This window comes from Rhodococcus sp. (in: high G+C Gram-positive bacteria) (assembly GCF_049299235.1).
Lineage (GTDB): Bacteria > Actinomycetota > Actinomycetes > Mycobacteriales > Mycobacteriaceae > Rhodococcus.
This window is the reverse complement of the sequence record NZ_JBAQXC010000190.1, coordinates 1-22973: the sequence shown is the minus strand read 5'-3', so window position 1 is coordinate 22973 and position 22973 is coordinate 1. Positions and strand designations below refer to the sequence as shown.

Sequence of the window (22973 nt, the reverse complement as noted above, 5' to 3'; positions counted from 1 at the left end):
ATCAGCCGACGGGACTATGCACGCACCACCGATGCGAGCCTGTACGACGTCGCCAAGCGTCGCGGTTTCCTGTCCACCGACAACGGCGGTGAGTATCGAGATCGCTCGGTCACACGATAGGCCACCGAATTTGCTACGAGTGCATTGTTACCTACAGAGCGGCGATGAGGAAAGCCCCACAACGGATTCCACGACCTATTGACCGGTCCGAGTGCCGCCGTCCGATCCAGTAACAACGCAGGGTAGGTCGCCGCGACAGTTCGGTCAATTTCGACACCGTGCTTCTCGGCGTTGGACAACATCCACGCCAAGGTGATGTCGGCCAACGAGGTCGAGTGGAATCCGCCTCCGACGTCGCAGTGCACTCCCCCGAACCACACCTGTTCGATGGTCTGGCCGTTCACCGGCGCACCTTCCCACAGCGTCGGAGGGAACTGTCGGCGCTTTTCGTCGAGGGAAAGCGCGTGGTACCCGGCCTCCACGTTGCGGTGCAGTCGCGTGTCGAGGAAGCCGTACGCCTTCCTGTCCAGCCGACCGAAGATCGCGCCCGGGATTCCGAGGGTCCCGACCGTATCCCATACACCGATCATCGCGATCGTCCCGTCGACCACGCGGGCTTCGTCGGGAGGATCCGCCCACTTCTTCTCCATGCGGTCCCGGTTGCGGTACGCATGGAATGCCTGATCGACGAAACGGCAGGTCGGACGACGGGATGGCAGCCCGCAGTATGCGATCATCCCGCCGAGGCTTCGTGCGGTGTACGCACCTCGACTGAATCCGACGAGGAAGAGTCGATCGCCCTCCTCGTAGACTCCAGCGATGCGCTCATAGCCTTCTCGGACATTTTCGATGAGGCCTTCGCCGAACGCTCCGCCCCGCAAGCGTGCGAAGAATCCCCCTGCAGAGCCGACACCAGGGTCGTACAGTTTGGCCTGGCGTGAATCCGATACCAACGCCGTGTAGAAGCGGTGGACGTTCGTGTTCGTACGATCCCCCGAGTTCCACGTACCGTCCGCACAGTAGATGATGTTCTTGGACATGTTCTTACATCCTTGCCGCATCAGTGAGAATCTGGTGACACGATTCTCACGCGGCTACCCGCGGCAGTCACGAGTAGCGTTCTACCCGATTGCTTTCGCGCAGGCTCGAATCGAGGCAACTCCGAACGTGGCCGCTCCGCATCCACCTTCACGCGATACTCGTCAAAACAGTGGACCCTCCGGAGCCGGGCCGAGTTCCGCTCTCCCACTAGGGGAATCGCGCCGGTACCGCAGCCGAATGTCTCGGGTGGCGGAGAAGTCGACCGGATAGGTACTGGCGACACCGTCGGAAGACTGTACTTCCACGATGACCTGTTCGGCAGTCCCGACGGGAACATCCACCACATCGGCCAGGCCCACCGAATAGTTGGTCGTGAGGCCCTCGCCATGCCAGACCTCACGACCGTCCACCAGCACCCTCAGGTCGTCATCGTCGAATCCCTCCCCGATCTCGAGCTTCAGAACGTGCTCGGATTCGTCGTGCATCCGCACCTCCTCGGTGTCATCCGCGCAGGCCTTCCACGATGGACGCCGGTGCCTGCTTGGCCCTCGCCAGTTTCACAGCTCCGTCACGCATCCGGGCCGCGCTATCAGTATCGCTCTCACTCTCGTAGCTCTCGGCAAGTTGCACCATGATCTCGAAGAGCGTGAGGTCGTCGAGTCCTTTGTCGCCCTTGGATGCACTGATCGCGTCCGTCAGGAGACTCTCGGCTCGGTCCATCTCGCGAGGCCTCACGCTGATGGTGTTGTCGGGCTCGATGCGCGTGAACTCCCGAGCCGCGTTGCTACCGAGGGCAAGTTCGGCATAAACGGCCATCGGGCTCTCACCGTGTTCGGCGAGTACCGACTCGAGCGCCTCGGTTCCCGCAGCGAGATGCTCCGAGTCCGTCCCTTTCAGAGTGAGCACCATGCCGACGTCGCTTCCGAGCATCAGTTCGGCGATGTCGTCCTCCTCGCGGGTCCGTGGTGCGGCGACCCTGATCACCACCCTGGGCGAGACCACTTCCTCTCCGGCCGGCGTCGTGTAGACCGCCTGAACATGGTAGGTGCCCGGATCCTCGAAGACCTGGCCGATCACGGCGTCGTACCCGATGTATGCGCTCACCGGAACCACCTCTCCGGCGTGCACGTCGATCAGCTCCGGCTCCGCGCACGCTGTCAGCGGCGGGCGATGCACGTGCCGGTCTCCGCGAGGTCGGTCGATCACGACGGCGACGGTGCCGTACTTGGGATGAAGCTGCCGGGGTGCATGCACTCGTTGTTCGGACTGCGCCGTCAATCGGATCTCCACGACGACCGGCGTTCCGAGAACCGGACGAGCCGGTACCGGCCGAATGTCGAGACGCGCTCCCGCTCCTCCGGGAGCGAGCCCGCTCGGGTGATGGAAAGCAGCATCTGATCCGAACTTGTTGCCCCCCATGATCACCGCGTTCCGGAAGCCGTGGCGCAGATGCGTCAGTTCGAGCGGGTCGAACTGGAACGGAAATGCACCCCAGAATGCGGCGGCACCGCCCGGCGCCGAGCCTCCGGGCTGATAGTTCTGTGGGTAGTTCATCCAGGAAAGCGCCCCCAAGCGATTCGGGACGGGCGGGTCCATGAATTCCTTGTGGAAGGAGTGGAACAGGTTGAAACAGTGCCCGAGCTCGTGAACGTTCACGTAGAGCTGTTCCCGGCGGTTTTCCGCGGTGGGCGCCGAGATCGCTTGGTAGAAGCTTGCACACCCCTGCCGTTCCGGGCCGTGCTGATCGAACATGATTCCGCGTAGACCTGTGCCGATTTCGTGTCTCATAGCATGCATCAACCACACCCGGAACTGCGGTACGTCCCGATATCGAGAGAAGTGCGTTTCCATCGCATGGTGCAGGCTCGCATTGTTCCAGATGTGGCCCTGCGGTGTCGTGACGGTGTTGTTGCGTCCGGTTCCGACCATCTGGATACCTGCCTCGAGGTAGGCGCCAGCGGTGCTGAGCACACGCGCCGGCCCGCCACTGGGCAAAGCACCTGTGTGGTAGTTGCCGAAAGCTCCGACACCCGACTCAACGTCCTGCTCCAGTTCCACCGTTCGAAACGCTGCAGATTCATGTCCACAGACGTAGGCGGCCCCAGGAGCACCGCTGCCTGTCGACCAACGAAGCGTCGCCGACGCCAGCGGCTGGAACACCGTCCGGCGTGGAACAACGACCGTCGCCACGTTGAACGTCGTCGACCAAGTGGTACGCGCAGTGCCCCTGATGACGATCTGCCCCGGTGCCGCCGTGATCGTCACGGCGTCGACCGTCCAGGAACCGAAGTAGGTGACCGTGGTGCCGGAGATCGCGTAGTAGTCGCCGCTCAATTTCCGAAGTGGCGTACGACCGTCCACGTCTACTCTCAGCTCGAGCTGGAATCCCCCGCCGACCACGCTCGAACGGTAGCGCCCGCTGACGTTTCGGTGCAGCGCGGGGTTCGAGGCACGTGACCGGTCGGGTGCCTCGAGGTCGGCGAGTTCATCCGCGCCTTCGGAGATCTCCGGTTCGAGTACTCCGGCACCGGACGCTCCGCTACCATTCCCTGCGCTCGGGTCGTAGCCGATCGAAGATTCGTTCGTCGTTGTCTGCGAGTGCAACTCATCGGGTTCGAACAGGTCGAAGAATGTCTCGTCCTGCTGTGGTTGTGCCGCCGCCCGGTCTGATACCGAGTTCGGGTCGACAATTGATGTCACGATTCTCATCTCCTCGAAGATCTGCTGAGTCGCGGAAGCTCACTCGCCGGATGGCGGGGAGCCACTGCAACCTTCTGCGAATCGGTCCCGCGGGTCACGAGTAGTCGGCTACTTGTCTTTCGGTCGTGTTGCGGCAGATCCGCACGACCACGGACACCATGCCGGCGCAGTGAACGGCCCGATTAGAGTGCCGTTGTGGCACTTACCGACATCACACGCGAATCCGTTCTGCAGGCCGTGGCCGAGCACGACAAGCTGGGCAGAACCGAATTCCTCGAGCTCTATCACTTCAGGCCCGCACGGAAATATCATCTCGTGCTCAACGGCAAGCGGTACGACTCGAAGGCGATCACCGGCGTTGCCCACGGATACGCTACCGGCACGAACTGGACGTCATCCGACTTCAGTGGGGGCGCCGCGACAGTTGGAAGGACCCTGGGCGCGCTCGGCTTCAACATCGAGGTGGACTGAGGTTCGAACCAGTTCGTAAGGCTGGCTACAATTCTGCGCCATGGCAATCATTCGCTCCATCGAACCCGGCACGCAGCGCGTCAACCGTCACGACAGTGAGGTCGACTGCTACTACCAGACCATCGACGACGGCGAACGCCTGCTGCATCTGAGCACCTTCGGCTCCGACAACCGCCAGTCGAAGCCGAAGAGCAGCCAGTCGATTCAGTTGGATCGCGACATGGCGGTCCAACTGATCGAAGTGCTCCTCAAGGTGTTCCCGGACATCCTTCCCGAGGCGAAGAAGGCTCTGCCGAGCACATCCGGGGAGGATTCCAGCGCCGATTCCCCGATCTTCCAATCTCTCCTGCGCGAGCTGGGCATCTTCGAGTGAACCCGCGTACTGTCGCGCCATCGACATCCCTTGTCTACGGCGGTCGATGCACCCTCAGTTCATTCCGAAACCAGGTCGCCGTATTGTTCGAAAGCCACGGCCGCCTCAGCGTGCAATAGGTCGCTGATCACAAGTGACGGACAGTGCTCCGCAACCTTCGCCCACTGTTCGACGAGCCTGGGCGAGAGGGAATCAACCAGGACATCGTGTGCTTCGAGGCGAGCCCAAGCCGCCAGAACCATGGTGAACAGCGGAATCGCGGTCCATTCCGCATCGTGCCCAACAGCGTCGAAAACCGCCCACCTCTGACCGATCGCACCGACCATTCCCGACGAGACCTGATCGATTGCGGCGGCAAGATGGAGTGCCTCGGTCGCCAATCCCTGCGCACATCCGTCCACAGTCAAGTCGTCGCGAGAATCGAACGCCTCGAGAAACGCCGACCACCGCGACTCGGTGCTGAAGAACGGGCCAGGAATGCTTCGGATCTCAACGCCAAGGTATTCCAGTGCATCGTCGCCGAGGCCCACCAGGTCGATGACGATCTCATGTTCTGGACGTGCCGTCTCGGGCGTCATTCCCGTCCTCAGCACGCTCATGAGAACCTCACTGCCGTGCTCTTCCAGGTACGACAGGGTGTCGGCCCGTTCTACTCGCGTTTCACCTCGCCGCGCATACAAGGACGGGAGGTCCGACATTTCCACCATGCAGCCGACCCAAGGGTTCACGTGCAGCTCGTTGAGTGTGAAATCTGCGCGGAAGCTCTTGGACGCCAGCTCAGTCCAGACCACCAGTGCCGGCAGCTGAGCAACCGGAATCGTGCTGTTGCCCAATGTTTCCAAGGCTGTACGCGGGTTGTCCGACACCACGTGTAGGAGGTCCCGACGCATCTGCGCGGTGCGCACATTCTCGACGTCGTCGTCGAAGGTGCGCGCGAGCACCGCCCAGATCTCCGGCATTGTGGCCTCACTGGTCGGTGCGTGCCCACCGTTGACGAGGTACTTCGAGAGTCGCTCCCGGCCATTGTGGCGGTCCCGACGGTATCCGGGCTGCGCGACCCTGAACGCGGTACCGTCCGGCCAGGCCGGAGCCTCGTAGTGCACCCACGGATCTGCGACGAACAGCTGGACGTACAGGTCGCCTGCCTTGATGCACTCCTTCGGTAGCGCCATCTTCGTTTCCGTCACGCTGATCTCGAGTGGTCTCGCCCAGGGCGCCGAGATCCACCAGATGTGAGCAGACAGGTTGTCGACGATTCTCAATCCTTCGAAAATCAGGTACCCGTCTTCCAGACGAACTTCGTGACAGGTGCCTGCGGGACGGATCAAGGCGATCTGGAATCGCGCGAGCTGCTGCTCCTCGGATACGGCGACAGCCGTCAGCCGGCATTCTCGGGCTACTCGGGCAACATCCGCGAATGCCCGCAGATCGGTTGCGAAGTGGCCGTCTTGCGTCTTTCGCGGACACGTCCATTTGAGTCTGCGACCACCCCCGTCCACCAGGTCCAGACGGAGCGCATCGCACCCCGGAACACTCAACACCAAATCAGGTGTTTCGTCGAGATCCTGCTGCAACAGGACCATCGGAGAGGCCCGCCAGCGTATCGGTTCGCCCTTCGCCCCGATATGAAGTCGGACATGCGGATACGTGAGGACGAGCCGGTGCACGATGTCATGATCGAAGAACTCGACCGGTCTTCGTATCTCGTCGCTCGAGAACATCAGATCTACTGAGGAACAGGAGATTCCCGCCGCCGACGAGATTCGGGCCGCAGCCGAAGACAACCCCTTTCCGGGTATCGGAATGCGGACCCACGAATCCAGCTCGATTCCAACACCTTCCAGAACACAGGAGGTGAAATGCAGGCTCGATCCGGCAGCTCCCGTCACCGCGATCTCGAAGACTCCAGCGATCGGTCCCGCGCAGTCTGCGAATGGATCAACGATCCTGGGTTCGGATTCACTTCCGTAGGTTGCTGCACTGACGGGAGATCCGTCCGTGCGGTGTATCTGCACGAACCATACGCAATCGTCGCCTTCTGCCCGCCCCGGGATCGCCAACCGGGGGCGGCTACCGTACGCCTGTATCCCGGTCGGGGTTGTCAGTCCGGCAAGTAGGTCGTTTCGAATCAACTGGGGAGACTCGACTACTCGAACTCCGCGCAGAGTCCCCTTCCTGGCATCGGTCACGACTCGGAACGACAATGCGTCGGACAGGTCCACTGCAGCGGCCCGCCAACCGTGCCAGCCTCCCGGAGCACCGAGTTGAATGTACGGTTCGAGCTCGACACCGGCCACGTCGTCGACAAGTCTGGCATGGACCGGATACACCACCATGACTTCGCCCTTTGGTAGCGAAGCCTTTCGACGCAACCATCGACCGTTGATGTCGAAGATGAGCACCGGATCAGTAGCGTCGACCAGTCGCATCATCCACGAAGACGGCACGGAGAGCTGTTCGACGAGAACTTCACGGGCCGGCTTCGACACTGGGACGCGTGTCGGTGGCCGCTCATACCAGGCAAGTCCCCATGCACTGTCGGGGGTGACGATCCGAGTATCGCCGTCGACCGATATCCGCCAACTCTCACGATCACCGGACTCGGTCGAGGGAAGATCCACCACAATCTGGTCGTCCAATAGTGCATATGCGATCGACGGCGCGACGCGGCGCCGAACGGCCCTCTGCGCTGAGCTACGCCCGGAACCCCGCGCATGCACGTGGAGTGCGGCCCGAATCCCGTCGCTGATGATTCTGGGGATGGATCCGTCACCCCGATCGCTGACATCGTGCACGTCGTCGTACGAACTGGTGTACAGGTCGCTGACCAGCCGATCGAGCACTTCGATCGCGAACGATCCCCCGTGCCCGATGAAGTACCGTACGGGCTTCGCCAGGCGCATGATCTGTGGGTTCGTTTCCGACCTCGAAATCCAGTCGGCGAGACCCGCGCCGGACACAGAACGGCCCCTGTGCAGATACTCCGCAGCGACATCCACCAGAGCGCCGAGGCAATGGATCGGGATTCCCGCATGGACACTGAGAATCGAGACGTACCTGCCTCGGAGATCGGGGAACCTGTCGAGCTCGAATCGGTCGATTGCGGGAATCACCGACTCACGAAGAGCATTCTCGAAGGCCAACGTCCTGGGCAATCCCAGCTCTGCCCAGAACGTATCCCAGTATCGGCCGTGGTCGTACGCAAGCGCGGCATGCCCTACAAGCGCAGTCAATGTCAGCGCGGGAAATTCACCGATGAAGTCCCTGATGACGCCGCCGGCAGCGCGGTGACGCCGCGCAGCGACACCGTAGAACCCCTGGATGCGGTGGATCTTCGATTCGTCGAAGTCGGCACGCACCATGAGGTCCACGTCGCGGAGCCGAACACGAAAGCGGAGTTCTTCGTCGTGGAGCCAGTCCGCGAGCTCGCTCGGCTGCGGGAGCGTCGACTCCGCCTGCGTGACCATTGCCAACCTCCGGCCAAGACCGGATTCCGACTACCTTCCCACCGGCCTCCTACCGAGGGTCTCAAGAATTGGTCAACGCCGTGATCAATTCGGTAGCCGATGCCCGCTCGAGAGGTATGACACGATAGTCGTTCTCTGCCAGCCACTGATCGCGGTTCTCATCCTCATCGGTCACGACCGCGACCTTCGCAGCCTCCCAGATGATCTCGACGAGCCAGCCGTCGCCGACCTCGACGCCGATGTCCGGTGCTGAAACACCCTCGGCCGCGAGCTGCGACAGGAGCGGACGCGCTTCACTTGCGACGAGCTCGAACGCCGTCTTCCACGGATCCGACAAGCCGCCGGCGACGGAGATCTCCCGGAAGATCGACAGTGCTCCCCCGCGCGTCAGCTTGTCGTGGTGGCGGGCATTGCGGTAGGTCCGCAAGCAGCCGTAGCACGAGGTCTCTTCGCCACAATCACACGAGTTCAGCCGTTCGACTGCGCCCGCGAGAACTGCTTCGAGGTTCTCGGCGATTTTCTTCGCTGCACCGGCACCGGCCGGGACGGTGTCGAAGAGAACGATGCTGCGGCGACCGTCTCCGGTCCAGGACAGGGTGCCGTCGACGTCGTCGCGGCTGATCTCGAGGACCTTCGACGCACCTTCGAGGAGCGCATAGAGGACCGAGAACCAGCGATCCTCACTTTCCTTGTCGTAGTTCACGTCACCGAAGGTGAACTCGGCGACGTCGGTCTGATAGCGATGCGCCAGCGAGGTGCGTTCGAGCGGGCCGTCACACGACTGCCCCGTCGCAGGGCGCTCGTGCTTGCGGCTCGTGACACGCCCGGAATGCGGTGTCGCCCAGCCGCACCACTTGCACAGCAGGAAACCGGCCCCTTCGCCTTCGGAGATCACTGCCATCCGTGCACGAACGCCAGCCTTCGCCTCGACGGTGATGCCGCCGGTGGACTTCCAGCTGAACGTGTCGACGACATCACCGATGTCCTCGACGTAGCTGGCGCCGTTCCACTTGCGTTCCGGCGGCGCCGTGCCGACATCGGTCGCCTTACGGTCTGCGACGAATCCGTATTCGGGAACCACGAACTTGTTGATCGAGGTGAACGGCTCCTCGCATCCCCCACAAGCCGCTCCCGCGTCGAGCGTTCGTGCCGCTTCGAACCGGTTGCAGGTCCGGCACACCCGGTACTCGAACTGTTCGAGTTCCCGCTTGGGTACTCGGTGGATACCCCGCGACGTCCAGACCTTGCCACCCGCGACGACCTGATTGCCCGGCGCATAGTCGTAGATCGCCTGGCTCAGGTCTCGTGACAGTTCGAGGTTCCGCCCCACCGGCTCCTGGCAATGCAGCGTCCGCAATTCGACGGTGTCGACGGGGAACCCGTATTTCGGCAGGATGTTCTTGTTCGCCAGGAAACCCAACAGCTGACGCTGATCGATGGTGCGCAGCGTCTTCTGCAACTGATCGGCGATGCGGAACTGCTCGGCGTTCTTCGCTTCGTCGATCAGCTCACGGAAGACCGTGAAATCGTTCTCGACCTCGCCCTGCACCTTGTCGAGCAAATCGGCGAGGTAGCCGACCCATTCGTCGTTCGCGAGGCCGATCTCGTTCTGGACGTGGACCGGCAGGATCCGCTCGAGATCCGCTTTCATCTCCGAGGGAACGGGCGTCAGGAACGACTGGACGCGGGAGGCCGGTGAATCTGCACCCTCCGCTGCAGGCCGGAAGAACTGGCCGGCTTCCCGCCACGCCTCACCGGTGGTGTCGAAGCCGTGCCGGAAGTACGCGGCCAACGCGACGGAATGGGCGTGCCGTCGTCCGATTCGCTCGTTCTCGATGGGAATCCACGGAATCCGCATCTGCCCGGCAATCATCGATTCGGGTTCCTGAAACTTCGACAGATCGTGCGAGCTGCGGTTCGCGTAGGTGAGGACCAGAGCTGCGGACGCCGCTCGACGGCCAGCGCGGCCGGCGCGCTGGACGTAGTTGGCGGTCTTCGGCGGCATGTTCCGCATCACCACCGCCTGCAGATCACCGACGTCGACGCCGAGCTCGAAGGTCGTCGAGCATGACAGAACGTTGACCTTTCCGTTGACGAACTCCTTCTGGATCTCGGCGGCCTGCCGCGCGGTCCACTGCGCGGTGTGTTCCTTCGCGCTCAGCGGTGATGCCCTCAGCGTGCGGTAGATGTTGCGGTAGTGGTTGGTCTCGTATTCGAGCGGCGGAATCTCGTAGGACAGCAGCGTGCCGGGGCAACTGCTGTTGGGGCACACGCCGCGCACGGTGAACGCAGTGACTCGGCGGCACGTGTCGCACCGGAACCAGCGGCAGTCGAGGCCGTTGTGGACGGCCAACGCCGTGTGGGCGATCTGGTACGCATCGGATTCGAACTTGTCCGGCTCGTGCTTGATGAACCCGTTGTCCAGCAGGAACCGCCAGCAGCCGTCGAGGAATCTGCCCGCATCCATGTCGCTGCCGACGGTCGAGAGCACTTTGGACACGAAACGCATCCGGTTGTTCGTGCTCCCCGCCCGCCCGCTCGGCAGCCAGGAGATCACTTTGGTCTTCGGATTCGAGCCGACTCGCGTGATCCGGATCCTCATATTGCGCGGTTCGAACCGCTCACTCTTGATGTCGACTTCGTCGAGCAGGTTGACGGCACCCTGGAGGCGGACCGTCTTGAGCAGTTCGTCGAGCAGGTCCCACGCTTCGCCCTCGGTGAGGCCGAGCTGCAGCAATGCTCGCGGTACGGCCACTCGCGGTTTGCGCGCCATCGCCACCCGCATCAGACCGAGCCCCTCGAGCGACTGCTTGTGGTCCATGGTCATGAGTTCGCCCATGACCCATTCGTTCGCCGCCTTTTCCGTGGCGACGCGTCCGGCGTTCTCCGGAAAGTGGTGCGCAGCGACGGCCTTCTTCCGCGCGATGATCGCGAGATCTTCGACTGTGAGGTCTTCGTCTTCGTACTTGCGGTCCTGCAGGGCGGTCGTCAGGTAACGGCGTTCGATCAAACGCCCGTAGGTCCGTTCGAGATACGGCGCCGCGAAGGCCGCCGCCTGCCGCGAGTCGGAGAACATGAGCAGTTTGCGTCCCTCGCCGACCTCCTCGACGGTGTGATCGGTGGCGGCCGGAAGCTGTTGGTACAGCGCGGTGGTGACGACGGCGGGCGCGGCGTTGGCATCCGTTCGCAGGCGTCGGATCAGTTGGCGTGCACTGGCACCACACTCGGTACACGTGCTCATGACCTTCTTCGTGCCCCGATGCTCGCGCACCTGACGCATGACGCCGCCCGGGCAATCAGCGGTCAGGCACAGGTCGTCCTGCTCGCACAGGAGACCGCAGCCGGTGCAGAGGTACTTGATTCCGGAATCACCCGTCGTCGAGTCGCCGAGGGCTTCCTCGTCCTCGTCGATACTGGGGTCGAGCGCATCAGTGAGTACCAGCCACTTCACGGACGCTTCGTTCTTGACGCTGGGGACGAAGAACTTGCCGTTCTTGCGGATGTCGACGTCACCGGCGAGGTGGACGGCCCCGCACCGCTGGCAGGTACCGAACTCGAACATCGCACGGCGGGTCGTCGGATCGACCTCGTGACGGCCGAGCAGGACGGTCGGTTTGTCGTCGCCGAAGCTGACGAATGCGCCTTCCGTGGCGCGCGCGAACATGTGGTAGCGGGCCGACAGCACCGGATTTCCGGAACCATCGACGACGGACGAGCCCAGCGCGACCAGCGCCTTCAGCTTGTCATCGGAATGCGTATCGCCGGGCCACAGCTGCTCCCCCAGCCCCTGTGCGTCGACCGGACCTCCGGCCAGTGCCGCACGCAGCGCGACGATCGTCTTCTCCGCGTGCAGCGACTCCGCGGGATCGTTGTGCGCGGTGCGTGATGCCAGCTCGGTGAGATCCGCGTCGGGGTGTGCCCAGTCGAGCAGTTCGTCGTCGGACATCCGCCAGGTTCCGGGGTCGCTGCGCTCGAGCCGGGTGGGCTTGACCAGGTCCTGCCTGTCGGGGTCGTCGGCGGCGAATTCGAAGTCCGCCTGGAAGAGGTTCCGGGCGAATGTCATTGCCTCGTCGGGTTCGCCGTCGAGCGAGGCGGATGTCGCGATGCACTGAAGCGAGGAGTTCGGTGCGACCCGCTGCCGCAGACGCCGCAGCAGCAGTGCGACCTCGGAGCCCTGCGCGCCGTCGTAGACGTGTGCCTCGTCGAGCGCGATGAACCGCCACTGCCCGGCGTGTGGGCCGTCGAACAGGTCGATATCGGCGGGGCGGAGCAGCAGGTATTCGAGCATCGCATAGTTGGTGAGGAGGATCTGCGGCGGTTTCGCACGCATCTCCTCGCGGCTGAGCAGTTCGTTGGGCAGGCGTTCCTCACCGGGATTGATGCTGCGGAATTCGTTCGCGGCCTTGTCCGCATACTCCAGCGTCTCTCCGGTGTAGCGCCCGAAGGTGATGTCCGGCAAGTTCTTCAGCATCTGCCGCAGACGTTTGAGCTGGTCGTTGGCGAGCGCGTTCATCGGGTAGAGCAGCAGGGCGCGCACCCCCGGCCCGAGGGTGCCGGCCTCACGTTCGGCGATGAGGGAGTTGATGATCGGCAGCAGGAAGCTCTCCGTCTTACCCGAGCCGGTGCCGGTACTGACCACGATGTTGCGGCCGGCGGTGACCTTGCGGATCGCGCGTTCCTGATGCTGGTAGAGCGGGCGGTTCAGGTCGGCCGGTTTGTCGTAGAGCGCGGCGAGGCCGGGCCGCAGGATGCCCTCGGCGATGAGATCGGGAAGCGACTTGCCCGGCGCGTACGGCGGGGTCAACTCGAGCAGCGGACCCTTGGTGAGCAGGCGCGTGTCGTCGATCGCCGTGTCGAATGCTGCGGCGATCGCGGGATCGCTCGGCCCCAGCAGCGTCTTGAGGTACCGCTTGTAGCTTTCGTCGATCTGCCGCGCGGCAGCCAGGGGGTCGAGCCGTTCCGCCATCAGTGCTCTCCGATCAGGTTGCCGTAGCGGGCGTGGGTCACAAGAGCGTCGGCGATGAGGAGGTCGCTCATCACCAGGCCGGGGCACAGTCGGGCCATGTCGGCCCAGGATTCTTCGAAGTCGGCTGTCACCGGTGGATGCCGAAGCATCCCGTGCGCCTTCATTCGCGCGAGTACCGCAAACGTCAGGGACTGCAGGGTGAGCAGCATCCACTGCTTCTCGGTGGTGTTGACACCGTCGAGTTTCTCGTTGCGCGCGGACACTTCGCGGTAGATCTGTCCGCGGGTGCGTTTGATGATGTCGAGTGAACGCGCGGTGGCCGATCCGAACGCCTGTGACCAGCCTTGCGCCATCCACGTCGCGCGCTGATGGAAGGCGTCGATCACGGCGCTGACTCGGGTGTCTTCGTCGAGGACTGCTCCGGGCACGAGCCGAGCGTGTTCGACGATCGCTTCGACCTGTGATTCGGGCATGCTGTCGAAGGCGACGGTGTGCTGGTCGAACACACCGCTGTAGAGCTGGGTGGAGCGACCGCGAGTCAACACCTCGATGAGCGTCACACCGCCCTTGTCCTCGAGGTAGTCCAACGTTTCGTTGCGTTCGGCGGCGACGTAGGCGCGCCGCTCGTACAGCGACGGCAGGTCGGCGATTTCGATCATGCAGCCGACCCACGGATTCGGATGCAGATCGTTGAGGGTGAAGTCCGCTGCGTAACTTCGGTATACGAGTCCGGTGCGGATGAGCAGCGACATCATCTCGGGCAGTGGGATCGTGCTGTTCCCCAACGCCCCGAGCGCGGCGCGCGCGTTCTCGGTGAGGATGCGACCGAGCGCGGACCGCAACTGTTGAGTGTGCACGTCCTCCGAATCCTGCGGCAGCAGGGCGAGCGCGGCCCACACTTCGGGCATGCTCACCGCATCGGCCGGAGCCGGGCCGGCACCGGCCAGAAACCGCGACAGGTTGTCTCGTTCACGGGACACGTCGTGCATCCAGCCGGGCTGGCTGATCTCGAGGGCGGTGTCGCCGGGCCAGGACGGCGGCGTGATCGTGACCCACGGGTCGTCGACGAACACGTGCGCGAGCAGCGGGCCGGCATCGACATGGGTTTCGGGCAGTTTGGCTCGGCCTGCGGTCACCGGCACTGTCTGCACCGGGAGCCACGGGGCGGTGCGCGCCCACAGGTTCACGGCGAGGTCCTCTTCCTCGGCCGGGTTCTCGAGGACGAGGCTGCCGTCGTCGACGGTGATGCCGGTGCACAGCGCCGCCGGGCGGATATGCGCAAGCACGATCTTCGTGGTGCGATCGTGCTCGTCGTCGACGAGCGCGACGATCCGGCACTGCCCTACCGTGCGCGCGGCGTCGACGAACACGCGACTCGGCGCCTGGAAGTAGTCGTAGTGTGGGGTGTCCGGGGTGACGTCCTTGATGAGACGACCGTCGAGGGATTCGAGCTGGAAGACCGCCGCCGCGGACTGCGGGGCGTGCAGCGCAAGGTTGCGGTCCTCGTCGAGTTCGGCGGGGGTCAGCACCGCGGCGGCGGTACGCCACTGGGCCGGTGCCCCGACCGGGTCGACACGCATCTGCACGTGCGGCGGTGTCAGGCGCAGCCGGTAGGCACGGTCGCGCTGGGTGACGGTGACGAGTTTGTCGCGGTCGACGGGGCCGAACTCGATGCGTGGGTGCGGGATCGCGAGATCCCATTCGCTGTGCGCGGTCGCGGTGACGGGTGCGAGACCGCCGTTGACCGGGAACCGGAACGGTTTCGTGTAGTCGATCGAGATGCCCTCGGCGAGAAACGCCTGGTGTCGCAGGTCGGAACCGATCGGTCCGGACACGTGGATCTCGAAGAGACCGAGCATCGCGTCCTCGATGGGTTCGAACGGGTCGACGGCGAGGTCGTCGTCGGTGCCGTGCATCTCGGTGTCGACGACCCACGCGGACGAGTCGGGGCGCTTGACGCGCACACGCCACACGATGTCCTGCTTGCCGGTGTTGACCGGCAGGACGACCTCGGGCCGCGACGTGTACACGGTCAGGCCGTTGAGGGTCTGCAACCCGTCGATCGGTTCGCCGTGCTCGAAGGTGGGGGTCGCGGCGTCGCGCACGCTGCGCACACCGCCGGGTGCGCGGTTGCCGCGCCGGGTGAGGGCGATGGCTCCGCAATTCGACAGGTCGAGTTCGGCGACCGACCAGCCGCTCCACCCGACCGGCACGTCCGGGGTGTAGGTGGGCATCAGACTTCGGCCGCTGCCGACATCGACGATCTGCGCGTCGCTCGGATACACGGCGAGCACGCAGCCGCGCGGCAGCGCGGTGTGCCGCGGCAGCCAGCGACCGTCCGTGTCGAACACCAGCAGCGGGTCGTCCTTGTCGACGACGGCGAGCTGCGCGGTGTCCTCGCTGGGTTGGTGTTGCAGCAGGATTTCGCGGACCGGGCCGGGCACCGGGACCTGCGTGGGCGGGTGTTCTTCGTCGTCACGGACACCCCACCCGGCTTCGGCGAGTGCTTCGCGGGCCACACCGTCGAACGACAGTCGCCACGGCACGTCGGGCTCGACGCCTGGGTAGGGCACTTCGACGACGATCTGCCGGTCGAGCGGCAGGTAGGCGATCGCCGGTTTGCGTCGTCGGCGCACCCGCGGGGTGGCCGGGCGTGGTCCGCTGCCGAACGGGCGGTCGCGCAGGATTTCGATGAGACGGTCGAGCAGCAGCGTCGGCAGACCCGTCGTCGACGTTTCGAGGTCGATGTCGGCGGCCGCCCAGTTCTCGTCGGCGACGGTGAACTGCACGAACTCGATGATGCGGTTGAGGATGTCCACGGCGAGTTGGTCGCCGTGGAGGATGAAGTTGCGAACCGGGACGTCGAGGGTGTTCATCCGATGCTTCTTGCCCGGTTCGCGCAGCCATTCGATGATGTCGGCGCCGGTGAGCTCGGTTCCGGCGATCATCCGTTCTTCGAGCAGGTCGATGATGTCGCGCATGCAGTACACGGGGAATCCCGCGTGGAGCGCGAACAGTTGCACGTACTCGTTCTTCAGTTCGGGGAATCGCCGCAATTCGAACCGGCCGAGCAGGCGGTCGAGGGATCGTCTCAATGCCTGCTCGTAGGTTTGTTCTCGCGGCAGGTCGAGGCGGGCAAAGAATTCGTCCCAGTAGCGGTGTTGTTCGTAGCCGAGTGCGGCCTGACCGACGAGAATCGCCAAGGTCAGCGCCGGGTACTTCGCGATCACCGCATCGAATGTTCCCGCCAGCCTGAGGGTGGCGGCGGCCTGGCGGCCGTAAAATTCTTGGGCTCTGCGGATCTCGTCCTCGTCGAGGTTGATTTCGACGACCAGTGTCGCCTTCTCGAGGCGTCGCGCAATCTCGAACTCTTGATCCCCCAGCCAGTGCTGCTGGAACGACGAACTACCGCTCAACTATCTGATCCCTCCTCGGTTGCGACAGACTGTGTCACAGCACTCCGACACACATCGCAAACCGGACGCGGTTTGTGACGCCCACCGAGCATCGCGGCGACGATCCGGGTCCAAAGTCCCGGTATTCGTGTCGTCACCGTGCGTCCGATCGTGGAAACGAACATCGAAGGACTAAGTTCATACGTCGATCCACCAACCTGCAGGAGCCGATCGAAGATGACCACCGCTGCACAGCGCGACGACCTCAACGTCGCCCCCGGCTCGATCGTCATCGTGCGCGACGAAGACTGGCTGGTCACGTCCGCTGAGCAGGGCTCGGACGGCTGGCTCGTCAAGGCTCGCGGCCTGACCGAGTTGGTGAAGGACACCTCCGCGACCTTCTATTCGAGTCTCGACACCATCGAGGTGCAGGACCCGCGCGAGGCCGAGGTGATCGCCGACGACTCGTCCGGCTACCGCAAGTCGCGATTGTGGCTCGAAGCCTTGCTGCGTAAGACGCCGTACCCGTACGGCGATCAGACGTTGACGGTGTCGACGCAGATGCTCGCCGATTCCCTGGGTTATCAGCGGGCGGCGGTCGCGAAGGCCCTCGATCCGCAGCACATCCGCCCGCGCATCCTCATCGCGGACGCCGTCGGTCTCGGTAAGACCCTGGAGATCGGCATGATCCTGTCGGAGCTGGTGCGGCGTGGACGCGGCGAGCGGATTCTGATCGTCACACCGAAGCATGTGCTCGAGCAGATGCAGCACGAGCTGTGGTGCCGGTTCGCCCTGCCGTTCGTCCGGCTGGATTCGGCGGGTATCCAGAAGGTGCGGCAGAAGTTGCCGGCCACCCGGAACCCGTTCACCTATTTCAAGCGGGCGATCATCTCGATCGACACGCTCAAGAGCCCCCGTTACAAGGCGCACTTGCAGCGGCAGCACTGGGATGCGGTGGTGATCGACGAGTCGCACAACCTGACCAACGTCGGTACCCGGAACAACGAGCTGGCCCGTGTCCTCGCCCCGAACACCGAAGCACTGATCCTGGCGTCGGCGACACCACACAACGGGCGGGAAGAGTCGTTCGCGGAGCTACTGCGGCTGCTCGACCCGACGGCGGTGGCCGCGGACGGCTCGTTCACGAAGGATGACGTGGCCGCGCTGCTGATCCGTCGGCATCGTCATCATCCGGAGGTGGCGGCGGAGGTGGGGAGCGACTGGGCCGAACGCGCCGAGCCGGTGCATCTGCTGGTCGATCCGTCCCCTGCGGAAGATGCTGTGGCCCGCGAACTCTCACAGGTGTGGTTGCACCCACGGTCGGGCCGCTCCCCCTATTCGGGGCAGACGGCGGCACTGTTTCCGTGGACTCTCGCGAAGGCGTTCCTGTCCTCCCCCGCCGCGCTGGCCGAGTCGATCCGGCAGCGCAAGGCGAAGCTCGACGCGTCCGTGCCCGAGCAGGCCGTCGAGCTGTCCGCGCTCACCACCCTCGACGAGTTGAACGCGCAGGCCCTCACCGATTCGGCGGGCAAGCAGGCCGCGCTGGTGCGGCGCCTGAAGGACATCGGGGTCGGCGCGAAGTCGTCCACCCGCGCGGTGGTGTTCGCCGAACGAGTCGCCACCCTGCGCTGGCTCACCGAGCATCTGCCGAAGCAGTTGGGGCTCAAGGCCGAGAACGTCGCGATGCTGCACGGCGGCCTGTCGGATGTGGAGCAGCAGGAGATCGTCGACAGTTTCAAACTGGAGACCTCCCCGATCCGGGTGCTGGTCACCGGCGATGTCGCGTCGGAGGGCGTGAACCTGCACGCGCAGTGCCATCACCTCATCCACTTCGATATTCCGTGGTCGCTGATCCGGATCGAGCAGCGCAATGGTCGCGTCGACCGGTACGGGCAGCAGCATCCGCCGGTGATCTCGTCGCTGATCCTGCAGCCGTCCGATCCGGACTTCTCCGGTGATCTGCGGGTCTTGTCCCGACTGTTGGAGCGGGAGAACCAGGCGCACGGCACCCTCGGCGACGTCGCGTCGCTGATGGGTAAGCATTCGGTGACCGACGAGGAGAACGCGATCCGCGACGTGCTGATCGGCAGGTCCACCCTCGACGAGCAGATCCGCGACATCGACGAGGTGGCTGACGGCGACGACCTGGATGCGTTCTTCGCGCAGTTCGACCTCGACGACACCGCCGACGACGCTCCGGAAGCCGCGCTGCCGCAGGCGCCGCGACAAAGCCTGTACCCGGACGACCTCACCTTCCTCGACGAGGCACTCAAGGCCGCGTTCCACGACGCACCCAACGCCCGACTCGACGACGGTGGTGTCGGCTGGACGGTGCACGCCAACCATGCGGTCGCGGAGCTGACGCCGCCGCGGGATCTGCGGCAGCGTCTGGCTCAGTTGCCGCAGAACTATCTGCAGCACGGCAAGGTCCTCGAACGGCTCACCCTCGCGACGTCCCCGGAGGTCGGCAACGCCCAGCTCGCGGCAGCGCGGGAAGGCAAGGGCGTCGCGGGCACGACGTGGCCGGAGGCGCATTACCTCGGCCCGCTGCACCCGGTGTTGGACTGGGCCAGCGACCGGGCGCTCAGCGCATTGGGCCGCAATCAGATCTTCGTGATCCGCGGCGACGTGGACGCCCCGACGGTGCTGCTGATGGGCACGTTGATGAACCGGCGCGGGCAGTTGATCTCCCGCGTGTTCTCGACGGCCGAATTTCCGAACCCGAACAATCCTGCCTTCTGTGTGGTGGAGACCCGCGCAGATCTCGATTTCCTCACCACCGACACGGGTCTGCGGGCGGGGTCGGCGAATCCTGGGCCGGTTCCGAACGCCGAGCAGTACCGCACGCTGGTGCCGATCGCGGTGGACGAGGCGACGACGGCGATGCAAATGGTGCTGGACGCGCAGGAGTCGGCGGCGACCGAGCGGCTGGATCGGTGGCGTAAGCGCGCCGACCGCTGGCACACGGGCGCCGAACAGCTCGACTTTGTCGGCGGGCAACGCAAGAAGGTGGACACCCTGTCCCGCAGGATCGCCGACGAGCAGCGTCTCGCCGAATCTCTCGCCCCCACCCAGCAGTTGGTGCGTCCGCTGCTGCTGATCGTCCCCGTCACCGGAAAGGACCAGTAGTCGTGGCCTCCTTCGATTCCATCGTCATCGGCGAGGACTGGATCAGCGAACACTACTTCACCACCGATTCGGTGAAGGAGTCGTTCCACGGCAAGGTGCTCGAGCTGCGCAAGGGCTGGGACGCGGAGAAGAAGGACGGCCGGTCGACGGTTCGGGACGATCTGCTCGCCGCGACCGGCGACCTGCAGACCGCGCTCGCCGCGCTGGCGGAAAACCCGGACGCTGCCGGCGACGCGCACGCCCTGACACGTACCGCCTTCGGCTACCCGGCTGCGCTGTCGACGTTCACTGCCGAACGCGCCGGCTCCGAACTGGAGATACCGGACGCGCAACTCGACGGCATCGCGAGTGTGTTGTTCCTGCAGGCGGTTCCGGTCGCGTCGATCGAGGACCTTCTCGATCCCGACACCGGCCTGCTGATCACCCCGGCCGTGGAGGACGGCAAGCCGATCGAGTCGGCGTCGAAGGCGGTGTCGGCGGCGTTCCGCTCGGATACGCCGCCAGCGTTCGTGGTGGTGCAGGCCGGGCAGTGGCTGCTGCTCGCGGAGTCCGAGCGCTGGGCGGAGGGCCGCTATCTGGCCGTCGATCTGCTCGTCGTCGCCGAGCGCCGGCACGAGGCGAAGGGCGGCGAGATCGACCGCGTCGCCGCGATGTTCGGGCGGCAGGCCCTGCTGCCGGACGCGGACGGCAACCTCTGGTGGACGAGAGTCTTGGAGGATTCGGTCAAGCACACCGTCGGGGTGTCGAAGGACCTGCGGGAGGGTATCCGGCTGTCCATCGAGATCATCGCCAACGAGGTCGTGAAGCGTCGCGGCGCGAAGGGCCTGACCCTCGACGGGATCGACGGGCAGGACCTGGCGAAGCATTCGCTGCGGTTCCTGTATCGGATTCTGTTCTTGCTGTATGCGGAGGCGTCGCCCGAGATGCGGGTGCTGCCCACCGGTGCCGCGGAATACGAGGAGGGTTACGGCCTGGACCGGCTGCGAGAGTTGACGCTGACGGAGCTGGTGTCGGAGCAGGCCCGCCACGGCACCCACCTGTACGAGTCGCTGGCGACGCTGTTCCGTCTGGTCGACAGGGGCCACACACCCGCGGTCCGCGACAACAATCCGGATGATCCGGCACCGGGGTTGGAGTTCCAGCCGCTGCGAGCTGACTTGTTCAAGCCCGAAGCCACCGCACTGATCGACAAGCTGGACCCGAATGCCGAGGCGGGCCCGGATAACAAGCTGGGCCTCGGGAATGAGGCGACGCAGCGGGTGCTCGAGCATCTGCTGTTGTCGAAGGAGAGCAAGGGACGCAGGGGCGCCGAGCGCGGCTTCATCTCGTATGCGGAGTTGGGTATCAACCAGTTGGGCGCGGTGTACGAGGGCCTGATGAGTTACACCGGGTTCTTCGCGGAGGAGGATCTGTACGAGGTCGCGAAGAACGGTGACCCGGAGAAGGGGTCGTGGGTTGTCCCGATGACCCGCGCCGATCACTTGGACGAGAAGGACTTCGTCCGCACGATCAACCCCGTCACCGGTGAGGAAGAGCCGGTCAAGCACTACAAGGGTACCTTTGTCTTCCGACTCGCCGGGCGCGAGCGCCAGCAGTCGGCGTCGTACTACACGCCTGAGGTGCTAACGAAGTTCGTGGTCTCGCAGGCGCTGGAGGAGCTGCTGGATCAGAACGACGAACGAACGACGCCGGAACAGATCCTTCAACTCACCATCTGCGAGCCGGCGCTAGGGTCCGGCGCGTTCGCGATCGAGGCGGTACGCCAGCTCGCCGCCGAGTATTTGAAGCGCAAGCAGGAGGATCTGGGTGAGCTGATCGACGCCGACCAGTACCCGGTCGAGTTGCAGAAGGTGAAGGCGCACATCGCGCTTCACCAGGTGTACGGGGTCGACCTCAACGCCACCGCCGTGGAGTTGGCGGAAATCTCGCTGTGGCTCGACACGATGGTCGCCGGATTGCAGGCCCCGTGGTTCGGCCTGCACCTGCGCCGCGGAAACTCGCTGATCGGAGCGCGTCGGTCGGTGTACGCGCCGAGCTTGTTGGCGAAGAAGCAGTGGCTAAAGACGCCGGCGAAGGATGTTCCGCTCGGCGACGACATCGGCGCGGGCATCCACCACTTCCTGCTGCCCTCCGAGGGCTGGGGCGCGGTGATCGACACTGCTGAAGCCAAGACGTATGCGCCGAACAAGCGCGAGGAGCTGCGACTGTGGCGCAATGACATTCGCAAGTCGCCGAGCAAGACTGTTGTCAAGCGTCTGCAGGCGTTGGCGCAGCGGGTGGAGACGTTGTGGGAGTTCACCCTTCGCCGGTTGACGATCGCGGAGTCGGAGGTCCGTCGCGATATTCACCTTTGGGGTTCTGACCCTGTCGCGCACACCCCTGCGGTATCTCGTGAGGAGATCGAGCGAGCACTGCATGACGACAACGGTGCGTACCGCCGACTGCGTCGCGCGCTGGATGCCTGGTGCTCGTTGTGGTTCTGGCCGCTGACGACGGATATCGAACCGCCAGATTGGGATCAGTGGGCCGGTGGTCTGGAGGCGATTCTGGGTGTACCGCCGAAGGCCGGAAAGTTCGAGAAGTACGGGCAGACGAGCCTAGCCGGTGACATGAGCTGGCAGGAGCTCGATATCGCGGAAGATACCGACAGAACATTCGCGCAATCCGCGTCGATCGACAGGTCCGTCGAGCTCTTCCCGTGGCTGGAGGCTGCCGCCGACATTGCCGACACGCAAGGCTTCTTCCATTGGGAGCTCGACTTCGCCTCTGTCTTCGTGCGCGGCGGGTTCGATCTCCAGGTCGGTAACCCACCGTGGGTGCGACCCCGCTCCGATGTCAACGCACTTCTCGCTGAAGGTGACCCGTGGTGGCAGCTGGCGATCAAGCCGACACAAGAGCAGGTCAAGGCCACACGTGACGCGACGCTCGCACTACCCGGTATCCGCGATCTCGTTCTGCAAGGCACGGTCGACGTTGCGTCGACGTCGACCTTCGTGGGTTCACCGAACGAGTACCCACTGCTCGCGGGCCTCCAGCCGGACCTCTACCGCTGTTTCATGACACTGACCTGGCGAAACGCCAAATCGACAGGTTCCGTCGGCCTGATCCACCTCGAATCGCACTTCACCGACGAGAAGGCCGGCAGCCTGCGGGCCGAGACGTACCAGCGGCTGCGGCGGCACTGGCAGTTCATCAACGAGCTTCAGCTGTTCGAGATCCAGCATCAGAAGCGCTACGGGGTGAACGTGTATTGCGACAGTCGGAATCCCGACTTCAACCAGGCTGCGTCGCTGTACCACCCCGACACCGTGGTCCGGTCCCTCGAACATGATGGTTCAGGCGCTGAGCCCGGCATCAAGGACCTCGACGGCAACTGGGACCTCCGGCCACACGCCTCACGCATCGTCACGGTCACCCCCGAGACGCTGAAG

General features: G+C 64.4%; 12 protein-coding genes. 6 read left to right on the top strand and 6 right to left on the bottom strand.

Translation table 11 applies throughout. The features are described from left to right. Positions 1-14: 14 nt before the first annotated feature. The 3 genes from WAX14_RS11520 to WAX14_RS11510 form a co-directional block, all read right to left on the bottom strand. Positions 15-1040, bottom strand: a complete 1026-nt coding sequence (locus WAX14_RS11520; RefSeq protein WP_422628196.1) for a DUF2235 domain-containing protein — start codon at positions 1038-1040, stop codon at positions 15-17. Positions 1041-1202: 162 nt separating this feature from the next. Beyond that, positions 1203-1526: a hypothetical protein gene (locus tag WAX14_RS11515; protein WP_422628195.1), complete on the bottom strand. Its 324-nt coding sequence runs from the start codon at positions 1524-1526 to the stop codon at positions 1203-1205. A 16-nt stretch (positions 1527-1542) separates the two neighbouring features. Then, positions 1543-3741, bottom strand: coding sequence for a hypothetical protein (locus WAX14_RS11510; protein ID WP_422628194.1), 2199 nt, complete (start codon positions 3739-3741; stop codon positions 1543-1545). Between the two features lie 195 nt (positions 3742-3936). Between WAX14_RS11510 and WAX14_RS11505 the strand changes: the two genes are divergently transcribed. Both WAX14_RS11505 and WAX14_RS11500 read left to right on the top strand, forming a co-directional pair. Further along, positions 3937-4212, top strand: a complete 276-nt coding sequence (locus tag WAX14_RS11505) for a hypothetical protein (protein WP_422628193.1) — start codon at positions 3937-3939, stop codon at positions 4210-4212. 40 nt (positions 4213-4252) lie between these two features. Next, a complete protein-coding gene (locus WAX14_RS11500) occupies positions 4253-4585 on the top strand; it encodes a hypothetical protein (protein ID WP_422628192.1) in 333 nt (110 codons plus the stop codon). A gap of 59 nt (positions 4586-4644) precedes the next feature. On the opposite strand, the gene WAX14_RS11495 is transcribed toward WAX14_RS11500, so the two are convergent. Then, complete coding sequence (locus WAX14_RS11495; RefSeq protein ID WP_422628191.1) at positions 4645-5688, bottom strand: hypothetical protein; 1044 nt, start codon at positions 5686-5688, stop codon at positions 4645-4647. A 129-nt stretch (positions 5689-5817) separates the two neighbouring features. Between WAX14_RS11495 and WAX14_RS11490 the strand changes: the two genes are divergently transcribed. Next, the gene (locus tag WAX14_RS11490) at positions 5818-6318 is read left to right on the top strand and encodes a hypothetical protein (RefSeq protein ID WP_422628190.1); all 501 of its coding nucleotides are present in this window, start codon (positions 5818-5820) and stop codon (positions 6316-6318) included. A 1458-nt stretch (positions 6319-7776) separates the two neighbouring features. After that, on the top strand, positions 7777-8136 hold the full coding sequence (locus WAX14_RS11485) for a hypothetical protein (protein ID WP_422628189.1): 360 nt from the start codon (positions 7777-7779) through the stop codon (positions 8134-8136). Here the strand turns inward: WAX14_RS11485 and WAX14_RS11480 are convergent. Together WAX14_RS11480 and WAX14_RS11475 are read right to left on the bottom strand one after the other, a co-directional pair. Further along, entirely contained in the window at positions 8114-13018 is a 4905-nt protein-coding gene (locus WAX14_RS11480; protein ID WP_422628188.1) for a DEAD/DEAH box helicase, read from the bottom strand. The two genes, WAX14_RS11485 and WAX14_RS11480, sit on opposite strands and share 23 nt — an antisense overlap. Further along, positions 13018-16434, bottom strand: a complete 3417-nt coding sequence (locus WAX14_RS11475; RefSeq protein WP_422628187.1) for a hypothetical protein — start codon at positions 16432-16434, stop codon at positions 13018-13020. Before WAX14_RS11475 ends, WAX14_RS11480 begins: the two co-directional genes overlap by 1 nt. A gap of 216 nt (positions 16435-16650) precedes the next feature. On the opposite strand from WAX14_RS11475, the gene WAX14_RS11470 reads away from it, so the two are divergent. Further along, a complete protein-coding gene (locus WAX14_RS11470; protein WP_422628186.1) occupies positions 16651-19542 on the top strand; it encodes a helicase-related protein in 2892 nt (963 codons plus the stop codon). A gap of 2 nt (positions 19543-19544) precedes the next feature. Further along, positions 19545-22973: Eco57I restriction-modification methylase domain-containing protein (locus WAX14_RS11465; protein WP_422628185.1), on the top strand; the 3429-nt coding region annotated here is incomplete at its 3' end.

Excerpts from the sequence above, each read along its gene's own strand:
- WAX14_RS11470 (WP_422628186.1), top strand. The coding sequence starts at position 16,651 with ATGACCACCGCTGCACAGCGCGACGACCTCAACGTCGCCCCCGGCTCG.
- WAX14_RS11480 (WP_422628188.1), bottom strand. The coding sequence starts at position 13,018 with ATGGCGGAACGGCTCGACCCCCTGGCTGCCGCGCGGCAGATCGACGAA.
- WAX14_RS11500 (WP_422628192.1), top strand. The coding sequence starts at position 4,253 with ATGGCAATCATTCGCTCCATCGAACCCGGCACGCAGCGCGTCAACCGT.
- WAX14_RS11515 (WP_422628195.1), bottom strand. The coding sequence starts at position 1,526 with ATGCACGACGAATCCGAGCACGTTCTGAAGCTCGAGATCGGGGAGGGA.
- WAX14_RS11520 (WP_422628196.1), bottom strand. The coding sequence starts at position 1,040 with ATGTCCAAGAACATCATCTACTGTGCGGACGGTACGTGGAACTCGGGG.